The organism is Streptomyces sp. NPDC058955, from assembly GCF_042741435.1.
Lineage (GTDB): Bacteria > Actinomycetota > Actinomycetes > Streptomycetales > Streptomycetaceae > Streptomyces.
Genome location: NZ_JBHYKM010000016.1, coordinates 70,727 through 91,263 on the forward strand (window position 1 = coordinate 70,727; position 20,537 = coordinate 91,263).

Annotated in this window: 20 protein-coding genes and 1 pseudogene; 14 read left to right on the forward strand and 7 right to left on the reverse strand. The window is 72.2% G+C overall.

From position 1 onward, the window contains the following. Positions 1 to 90: 90 nt before the first annotated feature. The 7 genes from pflA to ACFW1I_RS09745 all read left to right on the forward strand — a co-directional run bounded on the left by pflA (position 91) and on the right by ACFW1I_RS09745 (position 6,490). The gene (gene pflA, locus ACFW1I_RS09715) at positions 91 to 909 is read left to right on the forward strand and encodes a pyruvate formate-lyase-activating protein (RefSeq protein WP_384668067.1); all 819 of its coding nucleotides are present in this window, start codon (positions 91 to 93) and stop codon (positions 907 to 909) included. Between the two features lie 210 nt (positions 910 to 1,119). After that, the gene (locus ACFW1I_RS09720) at positions 1,120 to 2,235 is read left to right on the forward strand and encodes an MFS transporter (protein WP_384668070.1); all 1,116 of its coding nucleotides are present in this window, start codon (positions 1,120 to 1,122) and stop codon (positions 2,233 to 2,235) included. Beyond that, on the forward strand, positions 2,236 to 4,548 hold the full coding sequence (locus ACFW1I_RS09725) for a molybdopterin oxidoreductase family protein (protein ID WP_384668072.1): 2,313 nt from the start codon (positions 2,236 to 2,238) through the stop codon (positions 4,546 to 4,548). A 6-nt stretch (positions 4,549 to 4,554) separates the two neighbouring features. Next, positions 4,555 to 5,154 carry a 4Fe-4S dicluster domain-containing protein gene (locus ACFW1I_RS09730; RefSeq protein WP_384668074.1) on the forward strand — a complete coding sequence of 200 codons (600 nt, stop codon included), beginning with the start codon at positions 4,555 to 4,557 and terminating at the stop codon, positions 5,152 to 5,154. Then, positions 5,151 to 5,786, forward strand: a complete 636-nt coding sequence (locus ACFW1I_RS09735) for a ubiquinol-cytochrome c reductase iron-sulfur subunit (RefSeq protein WP_384668076.1) — start codon at positions 5,151 to 5,153, stop codon at positions 5,784 to 5,786. The genes ACFW1I_RS09730 and ACFW1I_RS09735 overlap by 4 nt, the downstream gene beginning before the upstream one ends. Beyond that, entirely contained in the window at positions 5,783 to 6,199 is a 417-nt protein-coding gene (locus ACFW1I_RS09740; protein ID WP_384668078.1) for a hypothetical protein, read from the forward strand. Before ACFW1I_RS09735 ends, ACFW1I_RS09740 begins: the two co-directional genes overlap by 4 nt. 72 nt (positions 6,200 to 6,271) lie before the next feature. Further along, positions 6,272 to 6,490 carry a hypothetical protein gene (locus ACFW1I_RS09745; protein WP_031007358.1) on the forward strand — a complete coding sequence of 73 codons (219 nt, stop codon included), beginning with the start codon at positions 6,272 to 6,274 and terminating at the stop codon, positions 6,488 to 6,490. 19 nt (positions 6,491 to 6,509) lie between these two features. Here the strand turns inward: ACFW1I_RS09745 and mscL are convergent, their stop codons facing one another. The 6 genes from mscL to ACFW1I_RS09775 all read right to left on the reverse strand — a co-directional run bounded on the left by mscL (position 6,510) and on the right by ACFW1I_RS09775 (position 12,364). Next, the gene (gene mscL / locus ACFW1I_RS09750; RefSeq protein WP_384668081.1) at positions 6,510 to 7,034 is read right to left on the reverse strand and encodes a large conductance mechanosensitive channel protein MscL; all 525 of its coding nucleotides are present in this window, start codon (positions 7,032 to 7,034) and stop codon (positions 6,510 to 6,512) included. 72 nt (positions 7,035 to 7,106) lie between these two features. Then, a complete protein-coding gene (locus ACFW1I_RS09755) occupies positions 7,107 to 7,694 on the reverse strand; it encodes a hypothetical protein (RefSeq protein WP_384668083.1) in 588 nt (195 codons plus the stop codon). A gap of 99 nt (positions 7,695 to 7,793) precedes the next feature. Then, complete coding sequence (locus ACFW1I_RS09760; protein ID WP_384668085.1) at positions 7,794 to 8,714, reverse strand: S-methyl-5'-thioadenosine phosphorylase; 921 nt, start codon at positions 8,712 to 8,714, stop codon at positions 7,794 to 7,796. Between the two features lie 164 nt (positions 8,715 to 8,878). Further along, entirely contained in the window at positions 8,879 to 9,190 is a 312-nt protein-coding gene (locus ACFW1I_RS09765) for an FmdB family zinc ribbon protein (RefSeq protein WP_384668087.1), read from the reverse strand. 68 nt (positions 9,191 to 9,258) lie between these two features. Then, positions 9,259 to 10,551, reverse strand: a complete 1,293-nt coding sequence (locus ACFW1I_RS09770) for an MFS transporter (RefSeq protein ID WP_384668089.1) — start codon at positions 10,549 to 10,551, stop codon at positions 9,259 to 9,261. A 262-nt stretch (positions 10,552 to 10,813) separates the two neighbouring features. Continuing rightward, on the reverse strand, positions 10,814 to 12,364 hold the full coding sequence (locus ACFW1I_RS09775; RefSeq protein ID WP_384668091.1) for a potassium/proton antiporter: 1,551 nt from the start codon (positions 12,362 to 12,364) through the stop codon (positions 10,814 to 10,816). A 269-nt stretch (positions 12,365 to 12,633) separates the two neighbouring features. Here ACFW1I_RS09775 and ACFW1I_RS09780 point away from each other — a divergent pair, with 269 nt between their 5' ends. Next, a complete protein-coding gene (locus tag ACFW1I_RS09780; RefSeq protein ID WP_384668093.1) occupies positions 12,634 to 15,369 on the forward strand; it encodes a penicillin acylase family protein in 2,736 nt (911 codons plus the stop codon). On the opposite strand, the gene ACFW1I_RS09785 is transcribed toward ACFW1I_RS09780, so the two are convergent. Continuing rightward, on the reverse strand, positions 15,370 to 15,954 hold the full coding sequence (locus ACFW1I_RS09785) for a 5-formyltetrahydrofolate cyclo-ligase (RefSeq protein WP_384668095.1): 585 nt from the start codon (positions 15,952 to 15,954) through the stop codon (positions 15,370 to 15,372). Positions 15,955 to 16,071: 117 nt separating this feature from the next. On the opposite strand from ACFW1I_RS09785, the gene galU reads away from it, so the two are divergent. From galU to ACFW1I_RS09815, 6 genes and pseudogenes are all read left to right on the forward strand, one after another. After that, positions 16,072 to 16,983 (forward strand): UTP--glucose-1-phosphate uridylyltransferase GalU, encoded by a 912-nt coding sequence (galU, locus tag ACFW1I_RS09790; RefSeq protein ID WP_384668097.1) that lies wholly within the window; start codon positions 16,072 to 16,074, stop codon positions 16,981 to 16,983. A 4-nt stretch (positions 16,984 to 16,987) separates the two neighbouring features. After that, positions 16,988 to 18,355 carry a gephyrin-like molybdotransferase Glp gene (gene glp, locus ACFW1I_RS09795; RefSeq protein ID WP_384668098.1) on the forward strand — a complete coding sequence of 456 codons (1,368 nt, stop codon included), beginning with the start codon at positions 16,988 to 16,990 and terminating at the stop codon, positions 18,353 to 18,355. Positions 18,356 to 18,414: 59 nt separating this feature from the next. Further along, entirely contained in the window at positions 18,415 to 18,900 is a 486-nt protein-coding gene (gene moaC / locus ACFW1I_RS09800; RefSeq protein ID WP_384668100.1) for a cyclic pyranopterin monophosphate synthase MoaC, read from the forward strand. Continuing rightward, entirely contained in the window at positions 18,897 to 19,457 is a 561-nt protein-coding gene (locus ACFW1I_RS09805) for a molybdenum cofactor biosynthesis protein B (protein ID WP_384668102.1), read from the forward strand. The genes moaC and ACFW1I_RS09805 overlap by 4 nt, the downstream gene beginning before the upstream one ends. Further along, positions 19,454 to 20,074: a GNAT family N-acetyltransferase gene (locus ACFW1I_RS09810; protein ID WP_384668104.1), complete on the forward strand. Its 621-nt coding sequence runs from the start codon at positions 19,454 to 19,456 to the stop codon at positions 20,072 to 20,074. The genes ACFW1I_RS09805 and ACFW1I_RS09810 overlap by 4 nt, the downstream gene beginning before the upstream one ends. A 163-nt stretch (positions 20,075 to 20,237) precedes the next feature. Beyond that, positions 20,238 to 20,537 (forward strand): annotated as a pseudogene (locus ACFW1I_RS09815) (hypothetical protein); the annotation flags it as partial.

Sequence of the window (20,537 nt, forward strand, 5' to 3'; positions counted from 1 at the left end):
GGGGAGGGGGGGGGGGCCCCTCCCCCCTCCCCCTCCCCGCCCCACCCCTCCCGCCCCCACCCGCCCCTTCCTCCCTCAGGAGGTCCCGCCATGGCCACCCTGCTCGGCCCGGACGTCCCGGTCCGCCCCGTCGCCCCGGTCCAGGCCGCCACGCCGGCCGCGGCCGCGACCTATCGCCCGGCCGAGGGCTCGGTGCACTCCTGGGACCTGTCCACCGGCGTCGACGGGCCCGGCACCCGCTTCGTCACCTTCCTCTCCGGATGCCCGCTGACCTGCCTCTACTGCCACAACCCGGACACCTGGAGGATGCGGAACGGCAAGCGGACCTCCGCCGACGACGTGATCGCCGAGGCGTCCAAGTACGTCCGCTTCATCTCCGCGTCCGGCGGCGGCGCCACCGTCTCCGGCGGCGAGCCGCTGCTCCAGCCCGTCTTCACCGGCGAGCTGCTGCACCGCATGAAGCACGAGCTCGGTCTGCACACCGCCCTCGACACCTCCGGCTTCCTCGGCGTCCGCGCCACCGACGCCCTGCTCCGCGACACCGACCTCGTCCTCCTCGACATCAAGTCCTGGGATCCGGAGACCTACCGGAAGGTCACCGGCCGGCCGCTGAAGCCCACCCTGGACTTCGCCCGCCGCCTCGCCGACCTCGGGCAGGACGTCCACGTCCGCTTCGTGCTCGTCCCCGGCCTCACCGACGACCCCGCCAACGTCGAGGGCGTCGCCGCCTTCGCCGGCGGCCTCGGCAACGTCTCCCGCGTCGACGTCCTCCCCTTTCACAAGCTGGGCGAGGCCAAATGGCAGGCCCTGGACCTGCCGTTCACCCTCCACGACACCCCGTCGCCCACCCCCGAGCAGGTCGCGGCCGCCCGCGAGGCCTTCCGCGCCCACGGCCTGAACGCGGTCTGAACGCGGTCTGATGGCGGTCTGATCCCGGTCTGATCGCGGTCTGATCGCGGTCTGATCGCGGTCTGATCGCGGTCCGGACGCCGTCCGATCGCCGTCCGACCGCGGCCCCGGAGCGGTCCGCATCGCGTGGCGCGCGGGGGCGGGACGGCGCGCTCACCCTTCAGGTGCCCAAAACGGGCCTAAGGGGCACATACGTCCTACCGTGGCCCCGTGACCGAGCCACCGCAGACCGCCGAGCCCACCACTCCCGAGCCGGAGGCGCCCGCCCCGGTCCCGGACGGCCGCGCGCCCCAGACCCCCGCCGCCGTCCGCCGCCGCGCCACCCTCGCCGGCACCGCCGTCTCCGTCCTGCTGATCCTCGCGATCGTCCTCGGCAGCCGGCTGCTCCGCGACTTCGACTCGGCCCTGCTGCCCTATGCCGTCGCCACCGTCTTCCTCGCCTTCGGCGTCGCCTACCGCTACACCGTCTGGATCTCCGCGCCCGGCGCCCGGCGCCTCTTCCGCCGGGGCTGGGGCGCCTTCTTCTCCGCCGCGAACTTCCGCAGGGCCCCCACCGCCCTGCCGAGGATGATCGCCACCTATCTCGGCTTCCAGAAGTTCCTCGGCGCCCGCTCGCACGCCCGCTGGGCCGCCCACCAGCTCCTCTTCTGGGGCTGCGTCCTCGCCGCGCTCATCACCTTCCCGCTCACCTGGGGCTGGTTCACCTTCACGTCCGGCACCGGCGACGGCCCCGGCTACGAGATGCGGATCTGGGGCTTCAAGGTCCTCGGCTTCGACTCGCTGAACGTCTTCGGCTGGCTCATGTTCCACGGCCTGGACATCGCCGCCGTCCTCGTCATCGCCGGCGCCTCCTACTTCCTGTGGCGGCGCATGAAGGACCGTGGCGCCATCACCGGCCAGCGCTTCGCCTACGACCTGATCCCGCTGATCGCCCTCGTCGTCATCTCGGTCACCGGCCTTCTGCTCACCTTCTCGTCGATCTTCCTGCACGGCGGCGGCTACGAGTTCCTGGCGATCCTCCACATGGTCTCGGTCGTCTTCACCCTCGTCTACATCCCCTTCGGGAAGTTCTTCCACATCGTCCAGCGGCCCGCCGCCGTCGGCATGCAGCTCTTCAAGTACACCTCCCGCCGCAAGGACGAGGAGCTCCAGGCCTGCCGCCGCTGCCACGAGCCCATCGACACCCCCGACTACGTCGACAACCTGCGCGGCACCATGAAGGACCTCAAGCTCGACTTCGACGAGTGGGCCGAGTACTGCCCCCGCTGCAAGCGCGTCCTCCGCGGCAACGCCTACCTCACCCACGTCAAGAAGGGCTTCAAGTAAGTGACCGCGACCGACCCTTCCCGTGCGCTGCCGCTCGATCCCTCCGTCGCCCCGCCCGGGACGCGCACCTTCCGGGACGCGGGCGGGATCCCCGCCGACCGGTGGCACGCCGACCAGAACGGGGAGACGCTCGTCCCCACGCACTGCTGCTTCTGCGGGGTGCAGTGCGGCATGTACCTGCGGGTCGACCGGGGCGGCAAGGTCTTCGGGGTCGAACCCCGCAACCACGACATCAACCGGATGCGGCTCTGCCCCAAGGGCATCAACGCCTACCAGCAGGTCAACCACCCCGACCGGCTCACCGCCCCGCTGCTGCGGCGCAACCGCGACGAGCCGTTCCGCGAGGTCAGCTGGGAGGAGGCGCTGGACCACACCGTCGCCGAGATCCGGCGCGTCCAGAGCGAGTACGGCAACGACGCCTTCGGGCTGCTCGGCGGGGCGAGCCTCTTCTCCGAGAAGACGTACCTCGTCGGGAAGTTCGCGCGGGTCGCGCTGAAGACCAAGCACGTCGACTACAACGGGCGCCTCTGCATGGTGTCCGCCGCCGGCGCCAACAAGCTCGCCTTCGGCATCGACCGGGCCGGCAACCCCTTCTCCGACATCCTCCTCACCGACTGCCTCCTCATCGCCGGCTCCAACGTCGGCGAGTGCTTCCCGGTGATGACCCAGTACCTGTGGGGCGCCCGCGACCGGGGCGCGAGCCTGATCGTGGTGGACCCGCGGCAGACCGCCATCGCCCGCACCGCCGACGTCCACGTCGCCCTCAAGCCCGGCACCGACTCGGCCTTCTTCAACGCCGTGCTGCACGTCATCGTCGCCGAGGGCCTCACCGACGAGGCGTACCTCGCCGCCCACACCACCGGCTGGGACGAGGTCAGGGCCACCGTCGCCGAGTACCCGCCGGCCCGCTCCGCGCAGATCTGCGGCGTCCCCGAGGAACAGATCGTGCGGGTCGCCCGCATGTTCGCGGGCGCGGACAAGGCGATGGCCTGGCACGCCCGCGGCGTCGAACACCACTCCCAGGGCGTCGAGAACTGCCTCACCATCATCAACCTCTGCGTCGCCACCGGGAACATCGGCAGGCCCGGCGCCGGCTACGGCACCATCACCGGCCAGGGCAACGGGCAGGGCGGCCGCGAGCACGGCCAGAAGTCCGACCTCCTGCCCGGCGGGCGCTCCATCTCCAACCCCGAGCACCGCCGTCAGATCTGCGAGATCTGGGGCATCGAGGAGTCCGAGCTGCCGCCCGCCGGCACCTCCATGATGGAGATGGTCTGGCAGATGCAGCGCGCCGAGATCCGCGGCCTCATCGGCATCTGCAACAACCCCTTCGTCTCCCTGCCGAACTACGCCACGGTCAAGGAGGGCTACGACACCCTCCAGTTCCACGCCCAGTTCGACTTCTTCCTCTCCGAGACCGCCGCCAACGCCCATGTCGTCTTCCCCGTCACGGTGTGGGCGGAGGACGAGGGCGTCATGGCCAACGCCGAGGCCCGGGTCGTCAAGCACAACAAGGCCCAGGAGCCCCCGGCCGGCGTCCGCACCGACACCTGGGTCATCTGCGAGCTGGCCAAGCGGCTCGGCGCCGGCGACAAGTTCGCCTTCCCCGACTCCCGCTCCGTCTTCGAGGAGCTGCGGATCGCCTCCGCGGGCACCGTCAACGACTACTACGGCATCACCTACGAGCGCCTGGAGGAGACCGGCGGCATCGCCTGGCCCTGCCCGACCACCGAGCACCCCGGCACCCCCCGCCTCTTCGAGGACGGCCGCACCTATCACCCCGACGGCAGGATCCACCTGCAGGTGGTCGAGTGGCACCCGCCGATGGACCCGTACAGCGAGGAGTACCCGCTCTCGCTCACCACCGGCCGCACCGTCGCCCACTTCCTCTCCGGCAACCAGACCCGCCGGCTCGGCGCCCTCGTCGAGCAGACCCCCCGGCCCTGGGTCGAGGTCCACCCCTCGCACGGCTTCCGCAACGGCGACCCGGTCCGGGTCGTCACCCGGCGCGGCAGCGAGGTCTTCCCCGCCCTGGTCACCGAGGCCATCCGCCCCGACACCGTCTTCGTGCCCTACCACTGGCCCGTCCCCACCGCGGCGAACGCCCTCACCGTCGACGCCCTCGACCCCCGCTCGAAGATCCCCGAGTACAAGGTCTGCGCGGCCCGCATCGAGGCCGCCGAACGCGTCGACGAGGTCCCCGCGCCGCCGACCGCCCCGGGGCAGCTCGCCTACCCCGAGACCCAGGTCTCCCGCACCGACCCCCTGCCGCCCACGTCCCCGCAGGGCCGGGGCACCGCGGAGAGGAGCTGACCGCACATGATGGGCCGCACGATCTTCATCGACCCGGGCCGCTGCATCGGCTGCCAGGCCTGCGTCTCCGCCTGCCGCGAATGCGACTCGCACCGCGGCAAGTCGATGATCCACCTCGACTACCCCGACGAAGGTCACTCCGTCGCCTCCCTTCCCACCGTCTGCATGCACTGCGAGGACCCCGTCGCCCCCTGCGCCGAGGTCTGCCCCGCCGACGCGATCCTCGTGACCGCCGACGGGGTGGTGCAGCAGGCCGACACCACCCGCTGCATCGGCTGCGCCAACTGCGTCAACGCCTGCCCCTTCGGCGTGCCGAAGATCGACCTCCAGGCGAAGCTCCAGATGAAGTGCAACCTCTGTTACGACCGCACCGCCTACGGCCTCGCCCCCATGTGCGCGACCGTCTGCCCGACCGGCGCCCTCTTCTACGGCACCCTCGACGAGCTGCGCGCCGAGCGCCCCGGAGTCCAGGTCGCCGACTCCTTCACCTTCGGCGGCACCACCGTCACCACCGGTGTCGCGATGGTCGTGCCCGCCGACAAGGTCCAGTGGCCCGTTCCCGGCGGTCTCCCGGTCGTCCAGATCAACGGAAAGGACGTCCGATGAGCGTCACCGACCCGCAGCCGCCCGCGCCGGAGGCCGGCGCCGACGCGGCGCAGGAGGCGCTCCGCGACCGGATCGCCGCCGACTCGCTCACCACCCGCCGGGACTACCTGCGGATCGTCGCCACCGTCTCCGGCGGCCTCGCCGTCGGCGGCGTCGCCGTCGCCTCCGGCATCCTGCACCGGCACGGCGACAGCGACGGCGCTCCCGAGCCGAAGAGGATCGCGGACCGGATCCTGCCCGGCGAGTCCCTCGCCTTCCGCTATCCCGGCGACGAGGACCGGGCCATCGCGATCCGCATGGAGGACGGCACCCTCACCGGCTATTCGGCCGTCTGCACCCACCTGGCCTGCGCCGTCCTCTGGCGGCGGGACCGGGGCAGCGAGGGCGAGCTGTACTGCCCCTGCCACGAGGGTGTCTTCGACGCCCGTACGGGAGAGGTCACGGCCGGCCCGCCGCCGCGCGGCCTGCCGAAGGTGATCCTGATCGAGCAGGTCGACGGCAGTGTCTGGGCCATCGGCACCGCCCGCTCCGGCGAGAGCCTGCAGGAGGGCCTGTGCCGTCAGCAGGGGGACGCGCTGCGGCTGTGCCGGGACCGGCAGCAGTCCGGCCCGGAGAGGAGTGAGCGCACGTGACGGAGAGCCGCTTCCCCCAGGACCCGGAGGCCCCGCGCCCGCCCGGCACCCCGCCGGCGCCGTCCCGGCCGCCGTCGTACCGTCCGGGCAGCGCGCAGCCGCGGCTGAACCGGCCGGTGCACGAGCGCTATCCGCAGATCCGGCCCACCAGCGGGTACGGCGACCCGCGGATCCGGCACACGGGTCCGGGGCCCGGGGCGGGCACGGAGCAGGAACCGGAGCGCTCCTCGAAGCTGTCGGCGCGGCTGGCGCTGGCGCTCACGGTGGTGATCGGCCAGCTCTGGGGGCTGACCATCGTGGTGGACGAGTGGATGTCCGGCGACACCGGCACCGCGTGGTGGGGTGCGGGTTTCCTCGTCCTGTCGTTCCTGGTGGTCCTCGGCCTGTGGGCGCTGGACCCGAAGGACCGCTGACCACAGGACCGCTGAATGGGGGGCCGCTGATCAGGCGGGTCCGGGGCGGGGGAGCGGGCGTACCCTGAAGACATGAGCACCGCCCCCGCCCACGGACCGCGAGACGCGAAGCCGAACGGCATTCGGCCGAATTCCGAGAACGCCCCGAAGCCGGTGATCGTCTTCGACGATCCGCTGGACGCGCAGTCCGCGGACGACACGGACCGCGGGTGGGGCGAGCGGCCTCCGACCGGCGGCAGCGCCGCCGACCTCGCGCGCTTCCTCGACGAGAAGCCGCCGCACCACCTCTGACGCCGGAGCGTCCCTCCGGTCAGGAGGTGGAGTGCGTGCCCGTGCTGCTGCCGGAGCTGCGCTGCGCGACCAGGTGGTCGCGGATCTCCTTGAGCACCTCCAGCTCGCTGACCTCCATGACCTCCTCGACGCCTTCCTTCGCCTTGTCGTGCGCGGCGCGCTTGGCGAGGATCCTGGCCATCGGCAGGACCATCAGGAAGTAGACGACGGCGGCGGTGATGAGGAAGCTGAGGACGGCGCTCAGCACCAGGCCCCACTGGAGCTGGATGCCCTGCATCTCGCCGTTGACGACCCGGCAGGGGTCCTTGAGGCAGCTCGTGTAGCTCTCCAGGTCCTTCGTGCCGAAGGCGCCCACGATGGGGTTGATGATGCCCTTGACCACCGAGTTCACGATGTTGGTGAACGCGGCACCGATGACGACCGCCACCGCGAGGTCGATCACGTTTCCGCGCATCAGGAAGGCTTTGAAGCCCGCCATCACGCTTTCCTTCTTCTCGGCCACCAAGGTGCCTTTCTTCGCGTGTGCTGCTGTGTGCGCAGCCATTAGGCCGTGAAGGGCGCGGGGCCGTCCAATCCGTACACACGGGACGGTGACTTGACAGTGAGTCAGTGCGAATCAGCACAGTGTCACCGCCAGTTGGGATGTGACACCGGCACTCGCCAGCTCGGTCGCGGTCGTCCTGGGCACGGTCAGGACGATCAACGCCCCTCCGTCCGAACGAGTCTCACCCGGGGGCGGGACTTCGGCCACTCGGGCGGCCCGCGCCACCACCCTGACCGTGCTGTCGCCTTCTCCGAGCGGGGAGTTGACGGTCGGTGCGGCGATGACGTCGACGCGGTCGCCGGCGCGCAGGAGCCGTACCGCGTCCGCGTCCGCGATCCGTACCGGCGCGGAGACGAGCCGGGCGGGAGCGGGTGAGCGGGCCGCGGGCGCGGCGACGGGGTGCGGCCCGGGGATGTCCGGGCCGGGTGGGGCGGGCGGGCCGGGTGGAGCGGCGGTGAGGGCGAGCGCGGCGGCCGTCAGGACGAGGAGCGCGCCGGGCGCGCGGCGCAGCCGTGGCCGGAGCCGGCCGCCGCGGACCCGCAGCGGCGCGAAGTCCGGCACCGCGCAGGGGGCGGGAACGGAGCCGTGGGCGGGGACGGGGGCGTGGACAGGTTCGGTGGTGTGGGCAGGGACGGCGATGGATGTGTGCGTCGTGTTCATGCGCTCACTGTCCCGCTCGTCCCGCGGTCCCGCTCCGGCCTGTGGACGGTCCACCGCCTGTGGACAACTCGGCCACCCCTGCGAGGGGTTTGACGGGATTTACGGGAGTTCGATGCCGAGGTCCCAGCCGTCGTGGGCATGGGTGCAGAGACAGTCGCGGTCCGCCGTGGCCGGGAGGGCGGCGATCGTGTCGAAGAGGACGTCGCGGAGCCGGCCGATGTTCTGGCCGAAGACGCGCAGGACCTCGGTGTGGGAGACGCCCTCGCCGGTCTCGGTGCCCGCGTCGAGGTCGGTGACGAGGGTGAGGGAGGTGTAGCAGAGGCCGAGTTCGCGGGCGAGGACGGCTTCGGGGTGGCCGGTCATGCCGACGACGGACCAGCCGTTGGCGGCGTGCCAGCGGGATTCGGCGCGGGTGGAGAAGCGGGGGCCCTCGACGACGACGAGGGTGCCGCCGTCCACGGCCTGCCAGTCCCGGCCGCGGGCGGCCTTGATCGCGGCCTGCCGTCCGTCGGGGCAGTAGGGGTCGGCGAAGGAGACGTGGACGACGCGGGGGACGGCGCCGTCGGCGCGCGGCTCGCCGTCGAAGTAGGTCTGGGCGCGGTTCTTCGTCCGGTCGATCAGCTGGTCGGGGACGAGGAGGGTGCCGGGGCCGTACTCGGGGCGCAGTCCGCCGACGGCGCAGGGGCCGAGGACCTGGCGGACGCCGAGGGAGCGGAGGGCCCAGAGGTTGGCGCGGTAGTCGATCCGGTGCGGGGGGATGCGGTGGTCGCGCCCGTGGCGGGGGAGGAAGGCGACCCGGCGGCCGGCCACCTCGCCGAGGAAGAGGGAGTCGCTGGGGTCGCCGTAGGGGGTGGTGACGGGGACCTCGCGGACGTCGTCGAGGAAGGAGTAGAAGCCGGAGCCGCCGATCACGCCGATCTCGGCGTACGCGTCGTGGTCCGCGTCGCCGGCCGGGGCGGACGGCGCGGGCCGACCGGACGCTGCGGACGGGCTGGACGGGGCGGGCGGGGTGGTCACCATGCCCGCCACCCTACGCAGGGGCTCGGAGCGGACGGTGGGGTTCCGGACATGCCGGGGCCCCCGGGCCCCAACAGGTCTGCGAGCCCCCGGGACGGGAGTCGGGGGGGGGGGGAGCGGGCCGCGTGTGGGGGGGCGGCGCGCCGGGGCGGTGCTGCGGGTGGGGCTCAGGCGGCCGGGGTCGAGGACGACGACGAGGACGTCGAGGTGGACGTCGTCGAGGCCGGCTTCGCGTCGGACGAGGAGGTGGACGTCGTGGAGGACGTCGAGCCCTTCGTGGCCGGCGAGCTGCTGGACGAGGCACCGCGGCTGTCGTTCCGGTAGAAGCCGGAGCCCTTGAAGACGATGCCGACGGCCGAGAAAACCTTCTTGAGGCGGCCGTGGCAGGCGGGGCACTCGGTCAGCGCGTCGTCCGTGAACTTCTGGACCGCCTCAAGGCCCTCGCCGCACTCGGTGCACTGGTACTGGTAGGTCGGCACTAGTCTTCCTCCTGGCACTCACACTCATCGAGTGCTAACGACGATCCATAGTGACGTATTCCGGCGGTTCAGTCCACCGCCACCGGCACGCGGTGACCGACACCACGTGCCGCGACCCGCGTCGTGATCCGGTTCGCCGGGCGCGGCCGCAGCTTTCCGCGCAGGGCGACGAGCGTGACGAAGGCGAGCGCGGTGCCCGCGGCGGGGACGAGGAATCCGGCGGTGGAGCCGTGGGCGTCGGCCAGCCGGCCGGCGACCGTGACGGCCAGGGCCTGGCCGAGGGCGACGGCTCCGGTGAGCCAGGTGAACGCCTCGGTGCGGGCGGAGGCCGGGATCAGGGTCTCGACGATGGTGTAGCCGGTGATCAGGGCCGGGGCGATGCACAGGCCGACGACGAGGCCGAGGGCGCCGAGCAGGACCACCGAGTGCGCGGTCCACAGCAGGGACGCGGCGACGGTGAGGCCGGTGTAGCCGAGGATCAGGCGGCGGCGGGGGCCGGTCTTCCAGGCGATGGCGCCCATGGCGATGCCGGCGAGCATGTTGCCGGCGGCGAAGACGCCGTAGAGCAGGCCGTTGGCGCCGGGGTTGCCGATCTCCTCGCTGAAGGCGGTGAGCGAGACCTGCATGCCGCCGAAGACGGCGCCGATGCCGAGGAAGGCGACGATCAGGACGCGGACGCCGGGGACGGAGAGCGCGGAGCGGTGCGGTTCGGCGTCGCCGTGGGCGGCCGCGGCGAGCAGGCCGTGCGGCGGCTGGGTGGCGCGCTGGGCGGCGAAGAAGAGGCCGCCGAAGAGGGTGAGGGCGGCTTCGGTGATCAGTCCGGCGGCCGGGTGGACGCCGGTGCACAGGGCGGTGGCGAGGACCGGTCCGACGACGAAGGTGAACTCGTCGGTGACGGACTCGAAGGCCGCGGCGGTCGGCATCAGCGGAGTGCCGTCGAGCTTGGCCGCCCAGCGGGCCCGGACCATGGGGCCGACCTGCGGGACGGAGGCGCCGGCGGGCACGGCGGCGAGGAACAGCGCCCACAGCGGGGCGCCGGCCAGCGCGAGCGCGACGAGCAGCGAGACGGCCGCGGCGTGCACGATGACGCCCGGGACGAGGACGGCGCGCTGGCCGAAGCGGTCGGCGAGCTTGCCGCTCTGCGGGGCGAAGAGCGCCATGGAGACACCGGTGACGGCGGCGACGGCGCCGGCGCTGCCGTAGGAACCGGTGGTGTGCTGGACGAGCAGGACGATGCCGATGGTCAGCATCGCGAAGGGCTGCCGGGCGGCGAAGCCGGGGATCAGGAAGGAGAGCGCACCGGGGGTGCGCAGCAGCTGCCCGTAGCCGGGCCGCTTCTCGGAGACGACCGTGGACGCCACGGTCCTGGCCTTTCTGCCGCCTGGTAGCGCGCGGGCACGGTGGTGCCGGTCTCGCCGAGAGCTGTCCTCTTGCGCGGAACTGCGGTAGATACCGGGAGGGCCCCCACTGCGGAGGGGCGCCGCGGCCGCCATACGGTCGCGCCAGCTCTGCGTCAGGCAGAGTTGGTTCGATCAAGTGTGCCTTCATGGTACAGGGAGGAGCGCTCTCCCGCCTGTGATTCCACTGGGGAGAACGCTCCTGACCCCGAAATAATGCCGGGAATTAGCGATCCGTCGGCCGGTGCCTGCCCGGCGCGGGCGGGTGCTTCCCGGTGACGGAGGCCGGCCGGTGGAAGCGGGTCGCGGTCGTCGTGACCGCCGTCTCCTTCCCGTCCCCGGTGCCGAGCCAGCCGGCGAGCTTGCCGCCCTGGCCGACCGCGCGCAGCCGCTGCTCGGTGGCGTCGCGCACCGGGTCGGTGGCGACGACGAGCAGTTCGTCGCCCCTGCGCAGCACGGTCGCCGGGCCGGGCACGAAGCTGGCGTCCTCCCGTACGACGAGGGTGACGGCGGCTCCGGTGGGCAGTCGCAGCTCGGCGACCTCGACGCCGTGCATCCGGGAGCCCTCGGGGATGGCGACGGAGAGGAGATGGCCGCGGAGCCGTTCCAGCGGGGCGGACTCGACGCCGAGGTCGGCGGCCTCGCTGGAGTCGCCGAGCCGCAGGGCGCGGGCGAGCCAGGGCAGGGTCGGGCCCTGGACGAGGGTGTAGACGACGACCAGGACGAAGACGATGTTGAAGATCCGCTCGCTGCCGTCGATCTGCCCCACCATCGGGATGGTGGCGAGGATGATGGGGACGGCTCCGCGCAGGCCGGCCCAGGACATCAGGGCCTGCTCCTGCCAGGGGATGCGGAAGGGCGCGAGGCTGACCAGGACCTCCATGGGGCGGGCGACCATGGTGAGGACGAGGCCGATGACGACGGCCGGCCAGAAGTCGTTGCCCAGCTCGTGCGGGGTGACGAGCAGTCCGAGCAGGACGAACATGCCGATCTGGGCGATCCAGCCGAGTCCCTCGGCGAAGCCGCGGTTGGCGGGGGCGTGCGGCAGCTTGGCGTTGCCGAGGACCATCGAGGCCAGGTAGACGGCGAGGAAGCCGGAGCCGTGGGCGATCGCGCCGGCCGCGTAGGCGGTGACGGCGATGGCCATGACGGCGATCGGGTAGAGGCCGGAGGCGGGCAGGGCGACGTGCTTGAGCCCGTACGAGCCGACGAAGCCGACCGCGAGGCCGACGGCGGCGCCGATGGCGAGCTCCAGGGCGATCTTCCCGACGAGCACGTACCAGTCGTCGACGGGTCCCGCGGAGGAGAAGGCGACGACGAGGATGACGACCGGGGCGTCGTTGAAGCCGGACTCGGCCTCCAGCACGCCGGTGACCCGGGACGGCAGCGGCACCTTGCGCAGCACGGAGAAGACGGCGGCGGCGTCGGTGGAGGAGACGACGGCGCCGATGATCAGCGCCTGCCGCCACTCCAGGCCGACGAGGTAGTGGGCGCCGGCGGCGGTGATGCCGACGGAGACGGCGACGCCGACGGTGGAGAGGACGACCGCGGCCGGCAGGGCCGGTTCGATCTCCTTCCACTTCGTGCCGAGACCGCCCTCGGCGAGGATGACGACGAGGGCCGCGTAGCCGATGACCTGGGTGAGTTCGGCGTTGTCGAAGGCGACGTTGCCGATGCCGTCCTGTCCGATGGCGACCCCGATGCCGAGGTACAGCAGCAGGCTGGGGAGCCCGCTCCGCGACGAGATCCGGACGGCGGCGACCGCGATCAGCAGCACGAGTGAGCTGATCAGCAGGAGTTCGTTGAGCTCGTGGACAGTCAGTGCACCGTTCCTTCCCCTCGCACGCGCCGGATCGTTCCTCCAGCCGCAGGTACTTCGTTACCTTACCTAATCTTTAACGCTTTCTTGACGCCTTCTTTGCGCTCCGGGGTCTTCGATGCGGTCATCTGTGCGGTTCCGGCCTGACACCGGGTCCAGGGCGCCCAGGCGCTGCGCCTAAGGTGGCTCCCGTACTCCAGGACCACCCTGCCCCTCGAAGGACAGCGATGCCCTCCAACACGACCGCGCCCCCCGCCAAGAAGAAAGGCAGGCGCGCCCGCCTGATCGTCCTGCTCCTGGTCCTTGCGCTGGTCGGGGCCGTCGCCTTCGGCGGCTGGTGGGGCGTCGGCACCGTCCGGGCCTCGTTCCCGCAGACCACCGGCGAGATCCGGATCGACTCGCTCTCCGGCGACGTCGAGGTGAAGCGGGACGCCAACGGCATCCCGCAGATCTACGCGGACAACGAGACCGACCTCTTCCGCGCGCAGGGCTACGTCCAGGCGCAGGACCGCTTCTACGAGATGGACGTCCGCCGGCACCTCACCGCCGGCCGCCTCTCCGAGATGTTCGGCGAGAGCCAGGTCGACACCGACGCCTTCCTGCGCACCCTCGGCTGGCGCCAGGTCGCACAGCAGGAGTACGACAAGGTCCTGTCGCCGGAGACGAAGAAGTACCTCCAGGCGTACGCGGAGGGCGTCAACGCCTACCTGAAGGACCGCGAGCCGAAGGACGTCTCCGTCGAGTACGCGGCGCTGGCCTTCACCAACGAGTACACGATCGAACCCTGGACCCCGGTCGACTCGGTCGCCTGGCTCAAGGCCATGGCCTGGGACCTGCGCGGCAACATGCAGGACGAGATCGACCGCTCGCTGCTCACCAGCCGGCTGAGCGCGGCCCAGATCGAGCAGCTCTACCCCGCGTACCCGTACGGGCTCCACCAGCCGATCCTCGACCGCGGCACGGTCGACCCGGTGACGCGGAAGTTCGACCCGAAGGCCGGCAAGGGCCAGGGCTCCGACGGTGGCACGGGTACGGGCGGCGGCGACGGCTCCGGCGGCGCGAGCGCCCAGCTCGCCGCGCTCTCCGGCCTCTCCGACGTCCTCGACTCCGTCCCGGCGCTGCTCGGCCCCAACGGCAACGGCATCGGCTCCAACTCGTGGGTCGTCTCGGGCGCCCTCACCACCTCCGGCAAGCCGCTGCTCGCCAACGACCCGCACCTCGCGCCGATGCTGCCGTCCCTCTGGTACCAGATGGGCCTGCACTGCCGCTCGGTCTCCGCGACCTGCCGCTACGACGTCGCCGGCTACACCTTCTCCGGCATGCCCGGCGTGATCATCGGCCACAACGACTCCATCGCCTGGGGCCTCACCAACCTCGGCGCCGACGTCACCGACCTCTACCTGGAGAAGATCAGCCCCGAGGGCTACCTGGTCGACGGCAAGGTCAAGCCGTTCGACACCCGCGAGGAGGTCATCAAGGTCGCCGGCGGCGCGGACCGGCCCATCACCGTCCGCTCCACCGACCGCGGCCCGCTGGTCTCCGACCGCTCCGCCGAACTGGAGAAGGTCGGCCAGAAGGCCCCCGTCGGCAACGCCGCCCCCGACCGCGGCACCGGCTACGGCGTCTCCCTCCAGTGGACCGCCCTCCAGCCCGGCAAGTCGATGGACGCGATCTTCGCGATCGACCGCGCCCAGAACTTCCAGGACTTCCGCAACGCCGCCAAGAACTTCGAGGTCCCCTCGCAGAACCTGGTCTACGCCGACACCGAGGGCCACATCGGCTACCAGTCCCCGGGCAAGATCCCGCGCCGCGCCAAGGGCGACGGCACCCTGCCCGCGCCCGGCTGGGACTCCTCGTACCGCTGGAAGGGCTACATCCCCTTCGAGCAGCTGCCGTACGAGTACGACCCCGAGCGCGGCTACATCGTCACCGCCAACCAGGCCGTGATCTCGCCCGAGCAGTACGACGACCTGCTCACCAAGGACTGGGGATACGGCTCCCGCAGCCAGCGGATCAACGACCTCATCGAGTCGAAGACCAAGGACGGCGGCAAGATCTCGCCGGACGACATGCGGACCATGCAGACCGACAACCGCAGCGAGATCGCCACCCTGCTCAACCCGCTGCTGCTGAAGGTCGACATCTCCGACCCGTACGTCCGCGAGGCGCAGAAGCTCCTGGAGGGCTGGGACTACACGCAGGAGCCCGACTCGGCCGCCGCCGCGTACTTCAACGCGGTCTGGCGCAACGTCCTCAAGCTCTCCTTCGGCGACAAGCTGCCCAAGGAGGTGCGCGCCGAGGGCGACTGCGTCATGGTCCGCCCGGTCGACGCCACCGGCCCGGTCGACGAGCAGAACAAGCTGGTCCGCGAGTGCGGCGAGCGCGACGCCGACTCGGCCCAGCCGGACGGCGGCGACCGCTGGTACGAGGTGGTCCGCCCGCTGCTCAAGCAGGAGAAGAGCGAGTGGTGGAAGACCCCCGCCACCCGCACCGACCCGGCCACCGAGACCCGTGACCAGCTGCTCGCCCGCGCCATGAAGGACGCCCGCTGGGAGCTGACCGCCAAGCTCGGCAAGGACGTCTCCACCTGGAGCTGGGGCCGGCTGCACCAGCTGACCCTGAAGAACCAGACCCTCGGCACCGCCGGCCCCGGCGTGGTGCAGCAGCTGCTCAACCGAGGCCCGTGGAACCTGGGCGGCGGCGAGGCCGCGGTCGACGCGACCGGCTGGAACGCGGCCGGCGGCTACGAGGTCATCTGGGTGCCGTCGATGCGGATGGTCGTCAACGTCGGCGACTGGGACAGGTCCCGCTGGATCAACCTGACCGGCGCCTCCGGCCACGCCTTCCACGACAACTACACGGACCAGACGGACGCCTGGGCCAAGGGCGAGCTGTACGACTGGGCCTACGGCAAGGCGGCGGTCGACGCGGCGGCGAAGGACACGCTGACGCTCAGGCCGTGATCAGGAACGGCCGAATCGGGTCACTCCGGCCGGGGTGACCACCGCGTGCACGGGGTGGTCGTGCGGTTCCTCCGGGACCCGCGCGACCACCTCGTCCGCGTAGAGGAGCACCACCAGGGACGGGTCCTTCCCGGCGCGGGCGAGCCGGGCGAGGACCCGGTCGTACGAGCCGCCGCCCCGGCCGAGCCGCATGCCGCGCGCGTCCACCGCGAGTCCCGGCAGCAGCACCGCGTCCGCCGTGCACACGGCGTCCGGGCCGAGCCGCGGACCGGTCGGCTCCAGCAGGCCGCGGCCGGCCTTCGCGAGCGTCTCCCGGCCCTCGTACGCGGCCCAGTCCAGGTCGTTGTCGGGCAGCAGCACCGGCAGCAGGACCCGCACCCCGCGCGCGTGGAGGGCGTCGAGCAGCACGCGCGTGCCGGGTTCGCGGCCGACCGAGACGTACGCGGCGACGGTGGCGGCACCGGCCAGCTCGGGCAGTTCGAGGCCGTGCCCGGCCAGCGCCCCGGCCGTCTCGGCGAGGACGTCGGGACCGAGGGCGGCGCGGGCGTCGAGCAGCCGGCGGCGCAGGAGGGCTTTTTCGGACAAGTCAGGATTCTCTTTCTGTACCGGGGATCCCAGGAAAACTCTCGTAACAGCCTTTATGGGGAGAAAGTTAATCGGAGCCACATCTTTCTCTCATTCCCTAACGGTTAAGGTGCCTGCATGAATCAGTCGTTCCCCCGCCTCGGCCGGATCAGCAAGGCCGTCATCCCGGCCGCCGGCCTCGGCACCCGCTTCCTGCCGGCGACGAAGGCGACGCCGAAGGAGATGCTGCCGGTCGTCGACAAGCCGGCGATCCAGTACGTCGTCGAGGAGGCCGTCGCCGCCGGGCTCTCCGACGTGCTCATGATCACCGGCCGGAACAAGCGTCCGCTGGAGGACCACTTCGACCGGAACTACGAGCTGGAGGAGGCGCTGAGCCGCAAGGGCGACGACGAACGCCTCTCCAAGGTGCGGGAGTCGAACGACCTCGCCACCATGCACTACGTGCGCCAGGGCGCCCCGCGCGGCCTCGGCCACGCGGTGCTGTGCGCGGCCCCGCACGTCGGCGACCAGCCCTTCGCGGTCCTCCTCGGCGACGACCTGATCGACCCGCGCGACCCCCTCCTCGCGCGGATGGTCGAGGTCCAGGAGCGCGAGGGCGGCAGCGTCATCGCGCTGATGGAGGTCGAGCCCTCGCAGATCCATCTGTACGGCTGCGCGGCGGTCGAGGCGACCGTCGACGGCGACGTGGTGCGCGTGACGGACCTGGTGGAGAAGCCGGAGCCGGCCGAGGCGCCCAGCAACTACGCGATCATCGGCCGCTATGTGCTCGACCCGGCGGTCTTCGAGACGCTGCGGGAGACCGAGCCCGGCCGGGGCGGCGAGATCCAGCTGACCGACGCCCTGCAGAAGCTGGCGAGCGACGAGAAGCTCGGCGGTCCGGTGCACGGCGTGGTCTTCAAGGGCCGCCGCTATGACACCGGCGACCGCGGCGACTATCTGCGTGCCATTGTCAGACTCGCGTGCGAACGTGAAGATCTGGGACCGGACTTCCGGGCCTGGCTCCGGAGATACGTCAGCGAGGAGATGTAGGACCTTGAGCAGCGACACGGCACCGTCCCAGGACCCCCAGGACCACGGCACCGGTCACGGCCACGGGCCCGGCGACCCCTGCGCGGGGCCGGACCGCACGGGCCTGTGGTCGGTCGACGAGCACCTGGCCGACATCCTGGCGACCGTCCGCCCCCTGGACCCGATCGAGCTCCAGCTGCTCGACGCGCAGGGCTGCGTCCTCGTCGAGGACGTGACGGTGCCGGCGGCGCTGCCGCCCTTCGACAACAGCTCCATGGACGGGTACGCGGTCCGGGTCGCCGACGTCGCGGGCGCGACCGAGGAGTACCCCGCCGTCCTCACCGTCGTCGGCGACGTCGCCGCGGGCGCCGGCGGCCTGCCCGAGGTCGGCCCCGGCCAGGCCGCCCGGATCATGACCGGCGCCCCGCTGCCGCCCGGCGCCGAGGCCGTCGTCCCGGTCGAGTGGACCGACGGCGGCACCGGCGAGGGCGCGGCCACCGGCATGCGGGCCGCGAGCGCCGCCCCGGAGGGCGCCGCCGGCGAGGTGCGGGTGCACCGCGCGGCCGAGGCCGGCGCCCACGTCCGCCGGGCGGGCAGCGACGTACGGGCCGGCGAGCTCGCCCTCGCGGCCGGGACGGTCCTCGGCCCGCCGCAGCTCGGACTGCTCGCCGCCATCGGCCGGGGCACGGTCACCGTCCGGCCCCGCCCGCGCGTCGTGGTCCTCTCCACCGGCAGCGAACTCGTCCAGCCCGGCGAGGAACTGGGCCCCGGTCAGATCCACGACTCCAACAGCTTCGCGCTGGCCGCCGCCGCCCGGGACGCGGGCGCGCTCGCCTACCGGGTCGGCGCCGTCGCCGACGACGCCGAGTCGCTCCGCGCCACCATCGAGGACCAGCTGATCCGGGCCGACCTCCTCGTCACCACCGGCGGCGTCAGCGTCGGCGCCTACGACGTGGTGAAGGAGGCCCTGACCGCCGACGGACAGGTCGACTTCCGCAAGCTGGCCATGCAGCCGGGCAAGCCGCAGGGCTTCGGCGCGATCGGCCCCGAGCAGATCCCGCTGCTCGCCCTGCCGGGCAACCCGGTCTCCTCGTACGTCTCCTTCGAGCTCTTCGTCCGGCCCGCGATCCGCGCCCTGATGGGCCTCGACGACCTGCACCGCCCGGTCGTCCGCGCCACCCTGAAGGCCGACGCCCCGCTCACCTCCCCGGCCGGCCGCCGCCAGTACCTCCGGGGGACGTACGACGCCGAGTCCGGCACCGTCACCCCCGTGGGCGGTGCCGGCTCCCACCTGATCGCCGCCCTCGCCCACGCGGACTGCCTGCTCGTGGTCCCGGAGGACCGCACGGGCGCCGACCCGGGCGAGGAGCTGGACGTGGTCCTCCTCGGCTGAGGGGGCCAGGGCGGGGGTACGGTGTGTCGTCCCACACAGCGACCGGGAGTGTCACGGCCATGAGCACGCAGCAAGGTCTCACCCACATCGACGAGGCGGGCGCCGCCCGCATGGTCGACGTATCGGCGAAGGACGTCACGTCCCGCACGGCGCGCGCCAGCGGGCGGGTCCTCGTCTCGCCGCGCGTGATCGAGCTGCTGCGCGGCGAGGGCGTGCCGAAGGGCGACGCGCTGGCCACCGCGCGGATCGCCGGGATCATGGGCGCCAAGAAGACCCCGGACCTCATCCCGCTCTGCCACCCGCTGGCCGTCTCCGGGGTGACGCTCGACCTCACGGTCGCGGACGACGCCGTCGAGATCCTCGCGACGGTGAGGACAACCGACCGCACGGGCGTCGAGATGGAGGCGCTGACCGCCGTGTCGGTGGCCGCGCTGACGGTCGTGGACATGGTCAAGGCGGTCGACAAGGGCGCGGTCATCTCCGACGTCCGGGTCGAGGAGAAGACCGGCGGCAAGTCGGGCCACTGGACCCGGGACGACGCGTGACGCGCGGCGGCCGGGTCGCGGGCGTCCACGAGGCCCACGGCGGCTCTTCGACCGCTCCGTACGCGGCGCTCGTCGTCACCGCCTCCAACCGGGCCTCCGCCGGGATCTACGAGGACAAGGGCGGCCCGCTGATCGCCGAAGGGCTGCGCGCCATGGGCTTCGCGGTCGACGGCCCGCAGGTCGTCCCCGACGGGGCCCCCGTCGAGGCGGCGCTGCGGGCCGGGATCGCCGCCGGGTACGACGTGATCCTCACGACCGGCGGCACCGGCATCTCGCCGACCGACGAGACCCCCGAGGTCACCGCCCGGGTCCTGGAGCGGCACATCCCCGGCATCCCGGAGGCGATCCGGGCGTACGGCCGGGAGAAGGTGCCGACGGCGGCGCTCTCGCGCGGCCTCGCCGGCGTCGCGGGCGCCACCCTGATCGTGAACCTGCCGGGGTCGACCGGCGGGGTACGGGACGGGCTCGCCGTCCTGGAACCGCTGCTGCGGCACGCCGTGGACCAGATCCGCGGCGGCGACCACCCGAGACCGGCGGAAGCGGGCCCGGCCTCATGACCACGCCCTGGCCGGTCGTCCTCGTCGACGGAGACGTGCTGCTCCGCCCGATAAGGATGCGCGACCAGCGGGAATGGCGGGAGGTGAACCGCCGCAACCGCGAGTGGCTGCGCCCCTGGGAGGCGACGGTGCCGCCGCCCGCGCCGGGCATGCCGCCCGCGCAGCGCCCCACGTACCGTCAGATGGTGCGCCACCTGCGGTCGGAGGCGAACCACGGGCGGATGCTGCCGTTCGTCATCGAGTACCAGGGGCGGATGGCCGGGCAGCTGACGGTCGCCGGGATCACCTGGGGCTCGATGTGCTCGGGGCACGTGGGCTACTGGGTGGACAGCGCGGTGGCCGGCCGCGGGGTGATGCCGACGGCGGTCGCGCTCGCCGTCGACCACTGCTTCCGGACCGTGGGGCTGCACCGCATGGAGGTGTGCATCCGGCCCGAGAACGGCCCCTCCCGCCGGGTGGTGGAGAAACTCGGTTTCCGGGAAGAGGGGTTGCGCCCGCGCTATCTGCACATCGACGGGGCCTGGCGGGACCATCTGGTGTTCGCGCTGACGGCGGAGGAGATTCCGGAGGGACTGCTGGCCCGCTGGCACCGCACCCGGCGCCGGGATGCCGCTTAGCTCTCCCCGCCCCGCTATTCACATAACTGTTCGAATTCCAGTGGCATATGAACACCGATCGATCTGAACAATCACAAAAAAGTTCAGTGATATCAGCCAGATCGTGCGACACACCGGGCCAATTGGCCGATGCCCCGTCGCGAACCCCTCTACCGTGTGAGGCGTGAGCAGCAGCGGCCTCATCTACGCAGTCATCGTCGGGGCCTGGGCCGCCTACTTGGTGCCGATGTGGCTCCGCAGGCAGGACGAGCTGAACGAAGCCCGTCCGACGGAACGCTTCAGCACCGCCATCCGGCTGCTGTCCGGACGGGCGGGCATGGAGCGCCGGTACGCCAAGGAGCTTCGCGAGCGGGACCGTACGGCCCTGGAGGCGGCGCCCGACGTGGACCCGGACGCGGCGACCCAGCCCGTGAGAAAGGTCGAGTGACGGGCGCTGACACCGCCCCCCCCCCCGACACAGGCG

Excerpts from the sequence above, each read along its gene's own strand:
- pflA (WP_384668067.1), top strand. The coding sequence starts at position 91 with ATGGCCACCCTGCTCGGCCCGGACGTCCCGGTCCGCCCCGTCGCCCCG.
- ACFW1I_RS09730 (WP_384668074.1), top strand. The coding sequence starts at position 4,555 with ATGATGGGCCGCACGATCTTCATCGACCCGGGCCGCTGCATCGGCTGC.
- ACFW1I_RS09735 (WP_384668076.1), top strand. The coding sequence starts at position 5,151 with ATGAGCGTCACCGACCCGCAGCCGCCCGCGCCGGAGGCCGGCGCCGAC.
- ACFW1I_RS09745 (WP_031007358.1), top strand. The coding sequence starts at position 6,272 with ATGAGCACCGCCCCCGCCCACGGACCGCGAGACGCGAAGCCGAACGGC.
- mscL (WP_384668081.1), bottom strand. The coding sequence starts at position 7,034 with ATGGCTGCGCACACAGCAGCACACGCGAAGAAAGGCACCTTGGTGGCC.
- ACFW1I_RS09755 (WP_384668083.1), bottom strand. The coding sequence starts at position 7,694 with ATGAACACGACGCACACATCCATCGCCGTCCCTGCCCACACCACCGAA.
- ACFW1I_RS09760 (WP_384668085.1), bottom strand. The coding sequence starts at position 8,714 with ATGGTGACCACCCCGCCCGCCCCGTCCAGCCCGTCCGCAGCGTCCGGT.
- ACFW1I_RS09780 (WP_384668093.1), top strand. The coding sequence starts at position 12,634 with ATGCCCTCCAACACGACCGCGCCCCCCGCCAAGAAGAAAGGCAGGCGC.
- galU (WP_384668097.1), top strand. The coding sequence starts at position 16,072 with ATGAATCAGTCGTTCCCCCGCCTCGGCCGGATCAGCAAGGCCGTCATC.
- moaC (WP_384668100.1), top strand. The coding sequence starts at position 18,415 with ATGAGCACGCAGCAAGGTCTCACCCACATCGACGAGGCGGGCGCCGCC.
- ACFW1I_RS09810 (WP_384668104.1), top strand. The coding sequence starts at position 19,454 with ATGACCACGCCCTGGCCGGTCGTCCTCGTCGACGGAGACGTGCTGCTC.